Source organism: Actinomadura sp. NPDC000929, from assembly GCF_040492065.1.
Classification (GTDB): Bacteria; Actinomycetota; Actinomycetes; order Streptosporangiales; family Streptosporangiaceae; genus Spirillospora; species Spirillospora verrucosospora.
Map to the genome: position 1 here is coordinate 32823 of NZ_JBEUPA010000021.1, position 16204 is coordinate 49026.

A 16204-nucleotide genomic window follows, 5' to 3' on the forward strand; every position below is an offset into this window, starting at 1 on the left:
CCGTCAGCTCTCGCCCGGGGCCGGGTCGACGGCCTCAGAGGTGACGCCGCTCTGGCCGTTGTTCTTGGTCAGGTCGGCGACGTCCTGCGGGCCGAGCAGGGCCAGCTCCTTGGGCGTGAGCACCGGCGGACGGTCGGACGGGAGGCGCTTGCCGTAGCCGGTGTAGGAGTTCTGGTGCGGCCGCTTCTGGATCGGCGCGAAGATCTCCAGCACCTGCTGCTTGGACAGCGTCTCCTTCTCCATCAGGTTGACGACGAGCTCGTCCAGGACGTCCCGGTACTCGACGAGGATCTCCCACGCCGTGTCGTGCGCGCCCTCGATGTAGCGCCGGACCTCGTCGTCGATCGCGGAGGCGATGTCCTCGGAGTAGTCGCGCTCGTGGCCCATGTCGCGGCCGAGGAAGACCTCGCCCTGCCCGGTGCCGAACTTGCGCGCGCCGAGGCGCTCGCTCATGCCGTACTCGGTCACCATGTTGCGGGCGATGGAGCTGGCCTTCTCGATGTCGTTGGCCGCGCCGGTGGTCGGCTCGTGGAAGACCAGTTCCTCGGCGGTGCGGCCGCCCAGCAGCATGGCGAGCTGGTCGGTCATCTCCGAACGGGTCGTGAGGAACTTGTCCTCCATCGGGAGGGTCATGGTGTAGCCCAGGGCCCGTCCGCGCGGAAGGATCGTCACCTTGTGCACCGGGTCGGAGTTCGGCAGCGCGTGAGCCACCAGGGCGTGGCCGCCCTCGTGGTAGGCGATGATCTTCTTTTCCTTCTCCGACATCACCCGGGTCTTGCGCTCCGGACCGGCCATGACGCGGTCGATGGACTCCTCCAGGGTGTCCATGTCGATCAGCTTGCGGTCGAAGCGCGCGGTGAGCAGCGCCGCCTCGTTGATCACGTTGGCCAGGTCGGCGCCGGTGAAGCCCGGCGTGCGGCGCGCGATCACGTCGAGGTCGACGTCCTGCGCGAACGGCTTGCCGCGACCGTGCACGCGCAGGATGCCCTTGCGGCCCTCCAGGTCGGGACGGTCCACGGTGACCTGGCGGTCGAAGCGGCCGGGACGCAGCAGCGCCGGGTCGAGGATGTCGGGACGGTTCGTCGCGGCGATCAGGATCACGCCGCCCTTGACGTCGAACCCGTCCATCTCGACCAGCAGCTGGTTGAGGGTCTGCTCGCGCTCGTCGTGGCCGCCGCCGAGGCCCGCGCCGCGGTGTCGGCCGACGGCGTCGATCTCGTCGATGAAGATGATCGAGGGGGCGTTGGTCTTGGCCTGCTCGAACAGGTCGCGGACCCGGGACGCGCCCACGCCGACGAACATCTCGACGAAGTCCGAGCCGGAGATCGAGTAGAACGGCACGCCCGCCTCGCCGGCGACGGCGCGCGCCAGCAGCGTCTTGCCGGTGCCGGGCGGGCCGTACAGCAGCACACCCTTGGGGATCTTGGCGCCGATGGACTGGAACTTCGCCGGGTTCTGCAGGAAGTCCTTGATCTCTTCGAGCTCCTCCAGGGCCTCGTCGGCCCCGGCCACGTCGGCGAAGGTGGTCTTCGGGGTGTCCTTGGTGATGAGCTTGGCCTTGGACTTGCCGAAGTTCATCACCCGTGAGCCGCCGCCCTGCATCTGGTTCATGATGAACAGGAAGATCAGCACGATGACCACGATGGGCAGCAGGCTGAACAGCAGGTTAAGGAAGAAGCTCTGCTTCGGGACATCAACGTTGTAGCCGCCGGACAGCTTGCCGGCGTTGGCCTGGTTCTGAAGCTGCTGCTGCAGCTGGAGGCCCTGGCCCTCGACCCAGGAGGCCTGCTGCTGCTTGCCGTTGGTGAGCGTCAGCTCGATCCGCTGGTCCTTGTCAATGATCTTGGCGGACTTCACCTGGCCCGCGTTGATCTCCTGGACGACCTTGGATGTGTCGACCTTCTCGAACGAACGGCCGGGGTTGACGCCCCACATGACGAGGGCGACCAAGAGGCCGAACAGCAGGATCCACAGCAGCGGCCCGCGAAAATAGCGCTTCACGTCCATTTATCCGGTTACCCCGTAGGGGCCCGTCCCTCCTGACCAACTCTGTGTGCGATCCTCGCCCGTCCCTGGGGACGGACGCCACTGCGACCAACAATGCGACCAACGGGAAGGCCCGTCGCCCGGGGCTCCGGTCCCACCGTGGCGGCTTCCCTCATATGGCTTCCCGAACCCAGGGTCCGGGACACCGACGGTACACCGCAGGCGTAGGAGACGCAGCCGACGCCGTTCTCCCGCATCCCTTGCCTATACCCGTCAACGACCTTTGCAACGATTCGTCACGGTCCCTTGTTCCCTGGGGGCGTTGGTGCGCCTCCGGCCGGCGTGGACATGTCCGGGCGATCCGGGCCTCCCCGCCCCTGCCGGCAACCTCCTGGACGCTCAGGCTCCGTCCCCGCCGTACACGTGCGGGGCCAGGGTCCCGACGAAGGGCAGGTTCCGGTACCGCTCCGCATAGTCGAGCCCGTAGCCGATGACGAACTCGTTCGGGATGTCGAAGCCGATGTACTTCACGTCGAGTTCGGTCGTGACGGCCTCCGGCTTGCGCAGCAGCGCGCAGATCTCCAGCGAGGCGGGGTTGCGCGAGCGCAGATTGCTCACCAGCCACGACAGCGTCAGGCCCGAGTCGACGATGTCCTCCACGATCAGGACGTGCCGGTCGAGGATGTCGGTGTCGAGGTCCTTCAGGATGCGGACGACGCCGGAGGACTTCGTGCCCGAGCCGTAGGACGACACGGCCATCCAGTCCATGGAGGCGGGCGAGTGCAGCGCCCGCGCCAGGTCGGCCATGATCATGACGGCGCCCTTGAGGACCCCGACGAGCAGCAGGTCCCTGCCGGCGTAGTCGGCGTCGATCTGCGAAGCGAGCTCGCGCACCTTGGCCTGCAGGTCGTCCTCGGAAATCAGCACCTTCGCCAGGTCGTTGCCCAGGTCCTTCTCGTCCACAACCCCACCTCATAGCTCAGACCTCGCCCGTCCGGTGGGACGGACGTCGGACGGACACCGCCGCGCGCCGTTCGGGCAGTGCGCGGCGGACGCGGCACGTGATGATCCGCACACACCGCGACGTCAAACCGGGCCGAACAGCAGCTTTCCAGACCTCCTGAAGGCGCGCAGCCCCCCGGGCAGATCCACGTGCCGCTGGCCGTGCCAGGCCGTGACCAGCCGATCCACTGCATCGATATGGACCGCCGCGAGCGTACCCGGTGGGCTGCCGGCCCTGACCGCCGCCGTCCGCAGCACCCTGGTGCGGACGGCTCTGGGCAGCCCTGCGAGCCCTTCCAGGCGGACCGCCACCGTGTAACCGTCTTCGGAGACCTCCAAGTCGGAGTAGGCGCGAGCGCTCATCTCGTCTAGGGCGTCGGCGTCGTCGCGCAGCATCCTCGCCGTCCGCGCCAGTGCTTCGGCCACTCCCGGGCCGAGCGCCTCCTCCAGAGCGGGAAGGGCCTCGTGCCGGACGCGCACGCGCGCGAAGGCACGGTCGATGTTGTGGGGGTCGTCCCAGGGGTCCAGGCCCATGGCTTTGCAGGCGCGGCGCGTGGTGGCGCGATCCAGTCCCAGCAAGGGCCTTAGGTAGAGGACGCCACTGGAGCGTCTGAAAGTGGTGGGCATGCCGGCCAGCGAGCGGGCCCCCGAACCACGCGCCAGCCCGAGCAGGACGGTTTCGGCTTGGTCGTCTTGCGTGTGACCAAGCAAGACGCCCGTAGCGCCGAATCGAGCGGCGGCACCGTCCAGGGCTGTGTATCGGGCGTCCCGGGCTGCGTTCTCTGGGCCGCCTGGCCCGTCGACAGTGACCGCGACAGATCCCGCTGGGTCGAGACCGAGGCCGACCATGGTTCGGACCACCTCGTCGGCACGCTTGTCCGAGCCGTCCTGCAGGCCATGGTCGATGGTGATGCCTCCGGCCCGACGCCCTGCCCTGGGCGCTTCGAAGGCCAGCGCCCCAGCGAGCGCCAGCGAATCAGCGCCCCCGCTGCACGCGGCCAGCACCATCGCGCCCTCAGGCACGTCGGCGAGCACCCGGCGCACCGCGAGACGCACCGCTGCCACAGCCGGATCAGGGCCCATGGCAAACGTCTACCATCACACGGCGCCGCACGCCCAAGGCAGGCAAAGCCTCAGGGTCGCTGTGGGTCAGGCCTCGTTGGCCTTCGGCGGAGCATCGATGGCGCGTGTGCCGACGACCCTGCTCATCCACAGCGTGGGTTCCTTGATTTCGTCGTGGCTCGGGAGCGTCTCCGGCGACTGCCAGACCTGGTTGAAGCCGCTCATGCCGACCTCGGTGACGACCCTCCGCACGAACCGCGACCCCTCCGCGTACTGCTTCATCTTCAGGTCGATGCCGAGCAGGCGCCGGATCGTCTTGTCGAGTTTGGAGCCGCCCGAACGCCGTCCCTGGAAACGCGACCGGATCTGCTGGACGGACGGCACCACCTCGGGGCCCACGGCGTCCATGACGTAGTCGCCGTGCCCTTCGACAAGCGTCATCACGGCCGTGAGGCGGTCGAGGATCTCCCGCTGCTCAGGCGTCTGGATCGCGTCGATGAGGTTGGAGTCACCGCCGCGCACGGCGTCGGCGACGGCCTCGGCCGCGTCCCGGATGCGGTCCAGCATCATGCCGGGGTCGAGGTCGGACGCGAGGAGGAACTTGGTCATCTGGTCCTGGACGTACTCGCGCAGCCAGGGGACGCCGGTGAACTGGGCGCGGTGCGTCTCCTCGTGCAGGCAGACCCAGAGGCGGAAGTCACGCGACTCCACACCGAGCTCCTGCTCCACATGAACGATGTTGGGCGCGACCAGAGTCAGCCGCCCTGTCGGCGCACGCCCGGACGGGTCCGGCGGCAGGAACAGCTCGTACTGCCCCAGGACGCGGCTCGCCATGTACGCCAGGATCGCGCCCACCTGCATGCCCGTGACGCGAGAACCGACCGCCTGGACGACGACGTTGCCCGCCCCACCGAGGGGGCCGCCGTTCCCCTTCGCGGACATCTGCTCCATGAGCGGCTCCAGCACCACCCGGAAACCGTCCACGTTGGCACGGATCCAGCCGGGCCTGTCCACGATCGTCGCAGGGTCGGGGTCGAGCTCGGACGCCATCCCGGTGAAGTCCCGGACGTGCCCGTGGGCGATCTTCGACAGGTCGCGCAGCTCCTTGACGACCTCACGGGCCTCGGCATGGGTGACCTGCGGCCCGGGCCTGACGAGCCGGGTGCCGGCCTGGACCGCCAGGTTCCAGTCGATCATTGAGGCGCTCATGTCACCACCGTACGTTCGGAACGCGGCGCCGGAGCGCCCTGCTTGGTCGTTCAACGAACAACCGTTCTGGTTATCTCCCGTACGGGCGCCCCCACACCCGCGCCGCGGCTCGGGTGTGGGGTCTCAGATCAGCCGCATCCGCAGGTGGCCACCGCTGCGGCGAGCTGGTCGAGCTTGCCTGGGTCGACCGGTCCCTTGCCATCTCCTGCCATGAACGCGAAGGCGAGCAGGCGCCCGTCCGCGTCGTAGGCGAGTCCGGCCAGGGTGCTGACGCCCGCCAAGGTGCCGGTCTTGGCGCGGACCATCCCGGCGCCCCCTTGGCTGGCCGTGACGGTGTAGCGGGGCGGGCTCAACGTCCCGGAGAACCCTGCGATGGGCAGGCCGGTGATGACCGGACGCAGCTTCGGGTGGTCCCCGCCTGCGGCGAGAGAGACGATCCGGGCCAGCGCGATGGGCGAGATGCGGTTGAGCGGCGACAACCCACTGCCGTCGTTGACCGAGACTCCCTCGGCCACGCCCAACCCGGCCAGAACCTGCCGGACGGCCTGCGCGGCATCGGCGAATGTCGCGGGACGTCCCAGATTGATGGCCACCTGGCGGGCCACCGCCTCGGCCACGTCGTTGTCGCTGTCGGTCAGCAGATGCTCCACGAGCGCGGACAACGGCGGCGACTGGACGGCGCCGAGTTGCGCAGCCCCCTTCTCAGCGATGGTCGAACGACCGGCCCTGGCACTGACCCCGTTCTTGGACAGCAAGCGCGCGAACTCCCTGGCCGCAGCGGAAGGCGGGTCCGAAACCCGTGTCTTGCTGGACGGGTCCGATGGCGCTACACGTCCCTCATCGACGGTCAAGGCGCTGACAGGCGCCACCTCGCCGTCGGGCAGATAGTTGGGTTTCCAACCCGCAGCCGTTCGGGGCCCCTGGTAGGCGGACGAGTCGTAGTCCACGCGCACCTGGCCCGCGCCAGACGCCTTCAGGGCCGTGGCCGTCTGGCGGGCCAGATCCGCAAGCGACGCATAGGGCGGGTGGTCGGCTCCGGCACGCGGCGGCAACGCCGTCAGGGTAGGATCCCCGCCTCCGACCAGAATGATCCCGTCGCCGGCGCCGCGCACGACCCGGGTGGTGATCCGGTGGCCCGGCCCGGCCGAGGCCAGCGCCGCCACCGACGTCGCCAGCTTCGTCGTCGAGGCCGGGGTGGCGGGCTGCCCGGCGCGCAGCTCGTACAGCGGCCGCCGGGTCTCCGCGTCGACGACCACCGCGTTTATCTTCGCCTGCGGTCCCCCGATCAGCGCGGACAGCCGCCCCGCCAGGGCGGACGGGTCGGGCGGACGGCCCGACCCGGGCTCCGCGGCGGGCATCGCGGCGGACGACGGCGCGATCCGCACCAGGTCGCGCGCCGCCACGCTGGGCGGTTGCGGCGACAGGCGGCGGTCGGGTGTGAGTTTCACCACTGCCAGACCTGCGGCGACGGCGAAAACGTTAAGGAGGGACAGCGACAGGACTGCGAGGGCCCGGCCCCGTCCAGGCACGTGACCGCCCCTCTCCCACTCAGCACTCACCAACGTGCGACATCCTTATACAGGGGAACACTCACCTGTGGTGCCGGCCTCGCCCACAGGCTCCCGAAAGACTATTCACTGCGAGCGCGCAGGGAGCGGAGGACATCTTGGATTTCGACGTCACGATTGAGATCCCGAAGGGTCAGCGGAACAAGTACGAGGTGGACCACGAGAGCGGCCGCATCCGGCTCGACCGCATGCTCTTCACCTCCACGCAGTATCCGGCCGACTACGGCTTCGTCGAGGACACCCTCGGCGAGGACGGCGACCCCCTGGACGCCCTGGTCCTGCTCCAGGAACCGACGTTCCCCGGCTGCCTCATCCGCTGCCGCGCCGTGGGCATGTTCCGCATGACCGACGAGGCCGGCGGCGACGACAAGGTCCTGTGCGTCCCCGCCACCGACCCCCGCATGGAGCACCTGCGCGACATCCACCACGTCGCCGAGTTCGACCGGCTGGAGATCCAGCACTTCTTCGAGGTCTACAAGGACCTGGAGCCCGGCAAGTCCGTCGAAGGCGCCAGCTGGGTGGGCCGCGTGGAGGCCGAGCAGGAGATCGAGCGTTCCTTCAAGCGCGCCTCCGACCAGGGCGGCCACTGAGCCGTCTCCGGCCCGTGCGGCCGGCCGGGCCGTGCGGAGTCGCGGACGGCACCGACCCGCTCCCTGCCGCCCACGCGACGCTCGCGACGAACCCTTCTGTAGGACTCCTGCAGAAGGGTTCTCGCTTTGTACGGGGGTTGGGCTCTATCAGCCCGCAGGGCGTGTGGCACCGATCAGGTCGTGCCGGTGGATGCTCGCTATGCGCACCCGTGCACCGGTGTAGGGCGCTTCCACCATGCGTCCATCGCTGAGGTAGAGCCCGACGTGGTGGATCGTGGCGGGGTCGGAGCGATTGGTCGCGAAGAAGACCAGGTCACCTGCGCGCAGTCTGCTGATGGGAATGTGCGGTCCGGACGTCCACTGGGTGCCCGTCCAGTGGTCGAGCCGCACACCCGCCTTGTTCCACGCGTACATGGTCAGGCCTGAGCAGTCGAAGCCGACCGTACCGGCACCCTGATCGATGCCGTAGGTCGGCCCGTCCATGTCGCCCCCGCCCCAGGAGTAGGGCGTGCCGAGCCACTTGAGCGCCGCCTCGACCGCGATGGCACCGCGCGCCTCTGGTGGCACCTCCTTCGGAACGGGGAAATCCGAACGGAACTTGCGCGTCTGCGCCTTCTCCCGCGCTCGTTCCCGCGCACGTTCCCGCGCACGCTTGACTTCCGCAGCATGCGCCTGGGCCTTACCAAGCTTGTCTTCCAGACGGCGCTTATCCGTCTCGATGCGCTGGACGGCCTCCTGTTGGGTGGCCACAGCGTCCTGTGCGAGCCGTTTGGCCTCGTCGGCGCGCCTCGTGGCTGCGCCTTGCTCGTCCAGCGCGGTCTTCGCCTGGCGGCGGAAGACGTCCGCAACCGTCTTGGAGGCCTCGACCCGGCGGAACATGGCGGTCCGTCGTTCGGCGAGCATCTTCACCATGCCCGCGCGGTCCATGAAGCCTTGGGGCCCGCCTTCCCCCGCGACCGCCGAGGACATCGGGTCGTAGCCGGTGTTGTCCTGGTAGACCTGCGCGGCGAACGTCGCCAGTTCGGCTCTGGCCTGCTCCACTCTCCGGTCCGCCTCGGCGAGCCTCCCTTGGACGTCCCTGTACGTCTCCTGCGCGCGCCGCAGTTGCACGAGTTCCCCGTTGTAGCGCTCCACGGCGGCCTCTGCGGTGACGGCGAGCCTGTCGAGTTCGCCGTCGGCCTGGGCGAGCATGGCCTTCGTCCGCCCGACCTCGGCCGCCTGCTCCCTGACGTCGCGTTCGCTCCGTTCGACGTCCTTCGCGCTAGGGCCGGGCGGGTCGGACGGACGGGCGGACGCGCCCGGCACCAGCACGCTCATGCCGATCGCGAAGCCGGAGGTGAGAGTGACCAACCGCAGTGCCCTGCCGGCGGAAGGCAGGGTCACGCGACGGCGACGTAGCTCGGGTGCGCCAGGTGCCATGATCACGTCCTCCCCGCCCGCGTTACCGCCTAGCGCAAATGATCAGCTACGAAGCGTAGTTGACTCGGGAAAAGGCAGGTAGAAACGCCACGCGGTGGCCGTCCGCAACGGGGGAAGGTCAGTCGCCGGGCGTCAGGTGCTGAGCGCAGGCCGCCATGTGACGTGGACCAGATGCCCGCCGGGTCGGAAGGTGACTGTGCTTTCTCCGTGGGACTTCTGCCCTCGTGAGACGTGCACATGGACCGTTACGCTGTGCCCGGCTGCAAGATGCCCATAAGCCGGACTGACTGCGAGAGGGCCTCGGCTCCTCGCCTTCCAGGCCACTGGGTTGCCCTCTGCCCATAACTCTATGGAGCCGTTCGCTCCTCCGGCCAGGTCCAGGAATAAGGGTGAGACCACGAGCGCGCCTGCGGCCGCGGACTTCGGGGACCCATCCGAGAACGCCAGCAGCGACGACATGCCTAAGAGAGCGGGCGGCGGAGCGGACGAGTTGCGCGCGCCCAAGGGAAACGGGGCCGAGGGGACGGCGTCGAGGGTGTCGGAAGCACGTGGACGCGCAGGCATCTGCTGCCTGGATCCGGGCCTCTGGGAGGCGCCGGGAACCGCCGTCGGACGCGGGCCGGCGTGTTCGTCCCTGTTCTCACGCTGGGCACTGACGACGTACATGGACGCGACCCCGGAGGCCGACAGGAGTGCGACGGCCATGAGCACGGCAGAGGCACGACCGACCTGTGCGTAGAGCCCGGTCGCCCCGTCCTCCTTGGCGGTCCTACGGGTGCGGCCGAACCGCCAGCGCCGGCCCTGGCGAGCCACCCGTTCGGGACGCCCGAAGGCGGTCTGGAGGGGAAATCCATCGGACCTGAAATCCGTGACACGCGTGGCCACGAAGAGCCTGTAGCCGACCAGCTCCGGATCCAGGAAGCAACTCATCACCCTGAGCCGCATCTCCGGCGCGGGCTCCGCCTCCGGGAGCAGCCCGAAGACCTTGGCGGCCGACAGGGTTCGGGGACGGAGAGCCCCACAGGCGGAACACTCTCGCGCGTGCTCCATCAGCCGCTTGCTGATGTCGTAGGTGAGCTCACCATGCCGCTCACGGATGAGGAGAGCCCTCTCGGGGCAATCGTAGGGGCCCTCGTTCGTGAGTATCTCCGCGGTCAAAGCCGCTTCGAGTGCGCCGTGCGCGTCGTCGAGTGCCATCTGCGCGTCCCTCGCCGACAACCCGAACACGGCGGCAAGGTCGGGTACCGACAACTGGCGCCTGACGCGCAGCTCCAGGATCTCTCGCGAGAGAGGCGGCAGCGACATCACCGCATGCCACGCCGTGAGGCGCTGGTCGACGTCCTCCTGGTCGTGACTGGCGACCGGCACGTCCGGCACCTGGTGCCTGGACGGCATGCGGCGGGCGCACTCCAACCTGGCGATGGCATAGAGCCATGGTCCGAACCGGTCGCGTTCCCGCAGCTCGCCTATGTGCGCCTCGGCCACGATGAAGGTGTCCCGCAGGGCGACCTGTGCCGCGTCGCGTCCCCTCAGCTGAAACCAGCAGTACGCGTAGAGCTTCTCGGCGTAGGCGTCGTAGACCGCGGCCGGGGCGCCGGGGTCGCGCTCGCGCAGCGTCTCGACCAGGAGATGGTCGCTCATGCCAGAAAAGGTAAAGGCTGCGGACGCTCGTTACCAGCAAATTCAAGAGATCACATCCCAATACCGAACAGCACTCTTACCCCATAAACAGATCTATTGGACACCGTGTCGCTATTAATAGACTTTGGGTGCTTCGTCCGAGATACTGCAAGGTTCACCGAGTTCGTATGACCAGGACGTCGCCCCGATGAGCGACCGGAAGGCCACCGAGGGTGACACCCGGACATTTCGGACCTCGGCTCCGGAGCGACCATTTCTACAATCGGCGAGGCTGCACTTCCGGCCACGGCCATAAATGCCTAACCAAACGGTGAGCCAGGCAACGAATGTCGCCACTATGACGCCTCAAAGGGCAATTCGGCCACGGCTTCGTCTCCGAGCATGCCCGACGCACGTCCAATGCAACGTTCGGCGACGGCGCCCGCCACGAGACCGAGCCCGAGTCGTCCGGGAGTCGGCATACCCGAGCAGCGTCCGGGAGGGCCGGTGCAGCACCGCTCCCCCTCGATCGCGATTGACACTGTCATCGTGACAGTGTCATCATCAAGCTATGGACGACGACACCTGGACGATCGCCGAACTGGCGGACCATGCCGCCGCGGCTCTCGCGGCGGGCGCGTCCGCACAGGTCAGCGGCCGGGTGCGCGACCTGCCCAACGAGCGGCTGATCCGCTGGTACACCACGATCGGCCTGATCGACCCCCCCCTCGGCCGCCGCGGTCGCACCGCCTTGTACGGGCCCCGCCATCTCCTCCAGCTCGTCGCGGTGAAGCGGCGACAGGCCTCGGGCCGCTCCATCGCCGAGATCCAGATCGAGCTCGCCGCCGCGACCGACGCGGAACTCGCCAAGATCGCCGCAGTTCCCCCTCCGTCGGCCGACCTGCCGGCGCCCGCCCCTTCCTCCGGAGCATCCGGCCCCCTCGGCTCGAACGCCCCGGCCATTCGGGACGCAGATCAGGCTCCCCACCGCGACTCCGCGGCAAGACCGGAGGGCCAGGGCATGCCGCCCCCAGCCCGCCCGAGCGCGGCGGGCGGCGAGAGAGGCAACTTCTGGAGCACGCGCCCCGATGTGTCATTCCGGCCGAACGTCGATGTCAGCGGCTATGGCGAACCCCGCCCCGCTCTCGTCCAGGGCGTCCGTCTCGCGCCCGGCCTCACCGTGCTTCTGGAGGTCCCTGACCTGAACGGCGACGACGTCGCCGCCATCGAGGTGGCCGCGCGTCCGCTTCTCGACGAACTACGCCGCCGCGGCCTGCTCGCCCCGGCACGGCCCCCCGCCGAAAGCCCCGACTTCCAGCCCGCCGACCCACCCCGGAGGATCCAGTGACCGTGCGTATCCTGCCGCTACCCGAGCCCGCGCCGCCGGTACCCGACCACGGGCTCGGCGCGCTCAGCACCGGCAGGGGAAACCTGCCGCTCGACTCCGTGGACGTGCACGCGTCCATCACCGGCCTCGCCGCGGGCATCGAGGTCGTCCAAGGCTTCCGCAACCCCTTCGACGAGCCGCTGGAGGCCACCTACATCTTCCCTCTGCCCGACCGCGCCGCCGTCACCGCGATGCGCATGGAGGCCGCGGACAGGGTCATCGAAGGGAAGCTGAAAGAGCGCGGCCAGGCGCGGCAAGACTACGACACCGCCATCGCCGCGGGTCAACGCGCGGCCATAGCGGAAGAAGACCGCCCGGACGTGTTCACCATGCGGGTGGGCAACATCCTGCCGGGTGAGCGAGTCACGATCAGGCTCTCCCTCGACCAGCCGCTGCCGCACGAGTCGGCGTCCAGCGCGACGTTCCGCTTCCCCCTCGTCGTCGCGCCCCGCTACATCCCTGGCGCTCCGCTCGACGGCGAGCGCGCAGGCTCCGGCACCGCCGACGACACCGACGCCGTGCCGGACGCGTCCCGGATCAGTCCGCCCGTCCTGCTGCCCCACTTCCCCAACCCGGTTCGCCTGGCCGTCACCGTCGACATCGATCCGGCGGGGCTTCCCCTCACCGAGATCCGGTCGGCGTTGCACGTGGTCGCCGAGGCAGGCGATGGCGAACGGATGACCGTACGCCTGCTACCGGGCGAGCGACTCGACCGCGATTTCATCCTCCGCCTCGACTTCGCCCCCCACGAAAGCGCGGCCCTCTCCCTCATCCCCGACGAGTCCGGCGAGGAGGGAACGTTCAGCCTCACGGTCCTGCCTTCCGGGGAGGTGAGGCCCCGGCCACGCGACGTGGTGCTCGTCCTCGACCGTTCCGGCAGCATGCACGGCTGGAAGATCGTCGCCGCCCGCCGCGCCGCCGCCCGCATCGTCGACACCCTCCGCGCCGAAGACAGGTTCGCCGTCCTGTCCTTCGACAGCGTCATCGAGCGCCCGCGCGACCTCGGCTCCAGATTGGTCGACGGCACCGACCGCAACCGGTTCCGCGCCGTCGAGCACCTCGCGGCGCTGGGCGCGCGGGGCGGCACGGAGATGCTCACCCCGCTCGACGAGGGCTGCCGCCTGCTCACCGACCCCGCCCGCGACCGGGTCCTCGTCCTCATCACCGACGGCCAGGTCGGCAACGAGGACCAGCTCCTCGCCCACCTCGAACCGCGCCTGCACGGCATCCGCGTGCACACGGTCGGCATCGACCAGGCCGTCAACGCCGGCTTCCTGAACCGCCTCGCCTCGATCGGCCAGGGCCGCTGCGAACTGGTGGAGTCCGAAGACCGCCTCGACGAGGCGATGGAGCACATCCACCACCGGATCGCCGCCCCCGTGGCCACCGGTCTCTCCCTTCACGCCGACGGGCTGGAGATCGTCCCGGGCAGCGTGGCGCCCACCCGGCTGGGCGCCCTGTTCCCCGGCGTGCCGCTCCAGATCGCGGGTAGGTTCCGCGGCGCGGCTTCCGGCGCCCTCTCCGTGCGGGGGACGGCGTCCGACGGCACGACCTGGGAGCAGCACGCCACCGGGGTGGTCGCCAAGAACTCGGCCGCCCGATCGATCTGGGCCCGCGCGCACCTGCGCGACCTAGAAGACCGCTACACGGTCGGCGGCGCCGGTGACCTGGAACAGCGCATCATCTCGACCTCCCTCCGGTTCGGCGTCCTGTGCCGCTTCACCGCGTTCGTCGCCGTGGACAGCCGGGTCGCGACCGAAGGCGACGCTCCGCACCAGGTCGTTCAGCCGGTGGAGATGCCCCGCGGCTGGGCGGGAGCCGCACCGATGGCCGCCCCGCGAATGGCCCCGGCCGCCTTCTCCGTGGGAATGGAAGGCGCCGCCCCGCCGGCAGGCGGAGCTCCCCCTCCCCCCGCCATGCCTTCGGCGCCCATGCCGGCCGCCCCCACGGGCCCGCCCCCGATGCCGCAAGGCGCCCCGGCCGGCTACGGCGCGCCGCCCCCGCCCCCAGCCCGCTCCTTCGGCCGCCCCGCCCGCCGCGCCCGACGAGCGGCAGGCCCTGCGCCCTCACCCCTCGCCGGATTCCAGCAGGAACTGGCCAACGTCCTGGGTCGCCTCCGCCAGGTCCCCGACACTCGGGAAGAGCGCGTCCAGCACCTGCTGAGCGAGCTTCTCCCCATCCTGGAGTCGATCGTCCAGCGAATGCAGACCCTTTCCTTGGACACCAAACCCCTCGCCGACCTTCGCGATGACCTCCACCGCCTCCGGCCCACCGCCGACCAGCCCACTGTCAACGACCAGTGGACCCAGGCCCTCCAGGTCCTAGCCGACTTCACCGGCGAATCCCCGCCCCGCCGCCCCTTCTGGAAACGTCCCGGCTAACCCAAGGCGGGGGCGCCTCCAACGGGAGACGCCCCCGCCACACCGCACGCCGCAAACAACGCGGCACTCCACACCAGCACCCACCCACGCCACCGCACCCCATCCAGCCGCAGCGCTTCGCCTAGGTTCCCCACACCTAACGGCACATCAAGCACCCAGGAACGTCACAGATTCAGCGACAGCGCTCATCCCCCAGGAGCACAGTCGCTCCCAGACCCGCCAACGCCCCCGAGTTCGCAAACCCCGCCAGGCACACACACCCCGCTAAACGCGCACTTTCCCCTAGGTGCGCAGCTCCCGCCGGGCGCTCGACCGCCGTTCACGCACAGACGCCCCCGGTGCGCGAGCGCTGCCGGGGGCGGGGAGGCTTGAGGGACCGTCGAGGAAAGGTGTGGGCCGGGACGCGCGGTGGGTTGCGCGGCCCGGCCCACAGTGGCGGAGGGCGGTCAGGTGTGCTTCGGGCGGTAGCGGCGGAGGAGCGGGATCAGGTTCAGGGCCAGACCGATCACGGCGACGGCGCTGACCAGGTTGACTCCGGGGTGGAACTCGCCGAATCCGTCGCCGCCGGCGGCCGTCCCGCCCGCGACCAGGGCGGTGACCAGGGCCAGGACCAGGGCGGCGCCGACCTGGCCCGAGGTCTGGACGAGACCCGAGGCCAGCCCCTGCTCGGAGTCGTCGATCCCGTCCGTGGCCTGCGCCATGATCGAACTGAAGCCGAACGCGAACCCGCCGCCCAGCAGCAGCATCGTGGGCAGGATCGTGAACACGTAGTGCGGAGCGTTGCCGGCGGTGGCCAGGAACCAGGCGTAGCCGAGGCTCAGGGAGGTCATCGAGCTGATGATCAGGCGCGGCGTCCCGTAGCGGTCGATCAGGCGCCCGACGAACGGCGAGCCGAACGCCACGAGGAGCCCGGCCGGCAGCAGGGCCAGGGCCATCTTCAGCGGCGACCAGCGCAGCACGTCCTGCAGGTAGAGCGTCATCATGAACTGGAAGCTCAGGTACGAGCCGAACAGCGCGACGATGCTCAGGTTGGCCCGGACGATCGAGCCGATCCGCAGGATGCCGAGCCGGATCAGAGGGTGGCGCACCTTGTTCTCGGTGACGAAGAACGCGATCAGCAGGGCCGCCGCGACGGCGACGGAACCCAGGGTGACCGGGTCGAGCCACCCGCGCTCGGGTGCCGAGACCACGGTGTAGACCGCGAGCAGCATGCCCCCGGTGAGCGTCAGGGCACCGAGGATGTCGTGCCCTCCTTCGGCCGCCGACCGGTCCCGCGGGATCAGCGCGATGCCGGCGACAAGGGCGAGGACGGCGAGCGGAACGGGCGTCAGGAACGTCCAGCGCCACCCGAAGCTGGTCAGCAACCCGCCGAGGATCAACCCGGACGAGTAGCCGCTCGCCCCGAAAACGGAGAACACCGACAGCGCGCGGTTGCGCGCCGGGCCCTCGTGGAAGGTGGTGGTCAGGATGGACAGGGCGGTCGGCGCGGTGAACGCGGCGGCCAGCCCCTTCACGAACCGCGTGGCGATCAGCAGCGTGCCGTCGTTGACGAGACCGCCCACCAGCGACGCCACGGCGAACACGGCGAGAGCGGCGAGGAACACGCGGCGGCGGCCGAGAAGGTCGGCGGTGCGCCCGCCGAGAAGGAGCAGCCCGCCGTAGCCGAGAACGTAGCCGTTGACGATCCACTGCAGTGACGTGGTCGAAAGGCCCAGTTCAGCACCGATCGACGGCAGCGCGACGCCCACCATCGAGACGTCGAGTCCGTCGAGGAACAACACGGCGCACAGGACGGCGAGGACTCCCCACAGCCGGGGAGTCCAGGTCTGTTCGGCCGGCGCGCCCACGGCGCCCGGCCCCCGGACAGCGGAGTCGGGTGAGGTCTCGGTGATAGTCACGTCGAGGGACAGTACATGCACATGCATCAAATGTCCACGCACAAAGTTCCGGCGAATTTAATGCTTGTGCATCTGATGCGCT

General features: G+C 69.6%; 11 protein-coding genes. 3 read left to right on the forward strand and 8 right to left on the reverse strand.

The features are described 5' to 3' along the window. Positions 1-3: 3 nt before the first annotated feature. The 5 genes from ftsH to dacB all read right to left on the reverse strand — a co-directional run bounded on the left by ftsH (position 4) and on the right by dacB (position 6707). On the reverse strand, positions 4-2007 hold the full coding sequence (gene ftsH / locus ABWI04_RS10925) for an ATP-dependent zinc metalloprotease FtsH (RefSeq protein WP_345179752.1): 2004 nt from the start codon (positions 2005-2007) through the stop codon (positions 4-6). A gap of 378 nt (positions 2008-2385) precedes the next feature. Then, positions 2386-2949, reverse strand: coding sequence for a hypoxanthine phosphoribosyltransferase (gene hpt, locus ABWI04_RS10930; RefSeq protein WP_345179751.1), 564 nt, complete (start codon positions 2947-2949; stop codon positions 2386-2388). A 123-nt stretch (positions 2950-3072) separates the two neighbouring features. Further along, positions 3073-4071, reverse strand: coding sequence for a tRNA lysidine(34) synthetase TilS (gene tilS, locus ABWI04_RS10935; RefSeq protein WP_353832280.1), 999 nt, complete (start codon positions 4069-4071; stop codon positions 3073-3075). A 66-nt stretch (positions 4072-4137) separates the two neighbouring features. Then, entirely contained in the window at positions 4138-5247 is a 1110-nt protein-coding gene (locus ABWI04_RS10940; protein WP_345179798.1) for an Rv3626c family coenzyme F420 biosynthesis-associated protein, read from the reverse strand. A gap of 140 nt (positions 5248-5387) precedes the next feature. Next, positions 5388-6707: a D-alanyl-D-alanine carboxypeptidase/D-alanyl-D-alanine endopeptidase gene (dacB, locus tag ABWI04_RS10945; protein ID WP_353832281.1), complete on the reverse strand. Its 1320-nt coding sequence runs from the start codon at positions 6705-6707 to the stop codon at positions 5388-5390. 218 nt (positions 6708-6925) lie between these two features. On the opposite strand from dacB, the gene ABWI04_RS10950 reads away from it, so the two are divergent. Continuing rightward, positions 6926-7417, forward strand: coding sequence for an inorganic diphosphatase (locus ABWI04_RS10950; RefSeq protein WP_179837865.1), 492 nt, complete (start codon positions 6926-6928; stop codon positions 7415-7417). Positions 7418-7564: 147 nt separating this feature from the next. On the opposite strand, the gene ABWI04_RS10955 is transcribed toward ABWI04_RS10950, so the two are convergent. Continuing rightward, the gene (locus ABWI04_RS10955) at positions 7565-8800 is read right to left on the reverse strand and encodes a C40 family peptidase (RefSeq protein ID WP_353832282.1); all 1236 of its coding nucleotides are present in this window, start codon (positions 8798-8800) and stop codon (positions 7565-7567) included. Between the two features lie 168 nt (positions 8801-8968). Further along, the gene (locus tag ABWI04_RS10960) at positions 8969-10477 is read right to left on the reverse strand and encodes an RNA polymerase sigma factor (RefSeq protein WP_353832283.1); all 1509 of its coding nucleotides are present in this window, start codon (positions 10475-10477) and stop codon (positions 8969-8971) included. Positions 10478-11027: 550 nt separating this feature from the next. Here ABWI04_RS10960 and ABWI04_RS10965 point away from each other — a divergent pair. Both ABWI04_RS10965 and ABWI04_RS10970 read left to right on the forward strand, forming a co-directional pair. After that, positions 11028-11804, forward strand: a complete 777-nt coding sequence (locus tag ABWI04_RS10965) for a MerR family transcriptional regulator (RefSeq protein WP_353832284.1) — start codon at positions 11028-11030, stop codon at positions 11802-11804. Next, on the forward strand, positions 11801-14224 hold the full coding sequence (locus ABWI04_RS10970) for a VIT domain-containing protein (RefSeq protein WP_353832285.1): 2424 nt from the start codon (positions 11801-11803) through the stop codon (positions 14222-14224). Before ABWI04_RS10965 ends, ABWI04_RS10970 begins: the two co-directional genes overlap by 4 nt. A gap of 446 nt (positions 14225-14670) precedes the next feature. Here ABWI04_RS10970 and ABWI04_RS10975 read toward each other — a convergent pair whose 3' ends face one another. Continuing rightward, positions 14671-16122: an MFS transporter gene (locus ABWI04_RS10975; RefSeq protein WP_345179737.1), complete on the reverse strand. Its 1452-nt coding sequence runs from the start codon at positions 16120-16122 to the stop codon at positions 14671-14673. Positions 16123-16204: the final 82 nt, after the last annotated feature.

Excerpts from the sequence above, each read along its gene's own strand:
- ftsH (WP_345179752.1), bottom strand. The coding sequence starts at position 2,007 with ATGGACGTGAAGCGCTATTTTCGCGGGCCGCTGCTGTGGATCCTGCTG.
- tilS (WP_353832280.1), bottom strand. The coding sequence starts at position 4,071 with ATGGGCCCTGATCCGGCTGTGGCAGCGGTGCGTCTCGCGGTGCGCCGG.
- ABWI04_RS10940 (WP_345179798.1), bottom strand. The coding sequence starts at position 5,247 with ATGATCGACTGGAACCTGGCGGTCCAGGCCGGCACCCGGCTCGTCAGG.
- ABWI04_RS10960 (WP_353832283.1), bottom strand. The coding sequence starts at position 10,477 with ATGAGCGACCATCTCCTGGTCGAGACGCTGCGCGAGCGCGACCCCGGC.
- ABWI04_RS10965 (WP_353832284.1), top strand. The coding sequence starts at position 11,028 with ATGGACGACGACACCTGGACGATCGCCGAACTGGCGGACCATGCCGCC.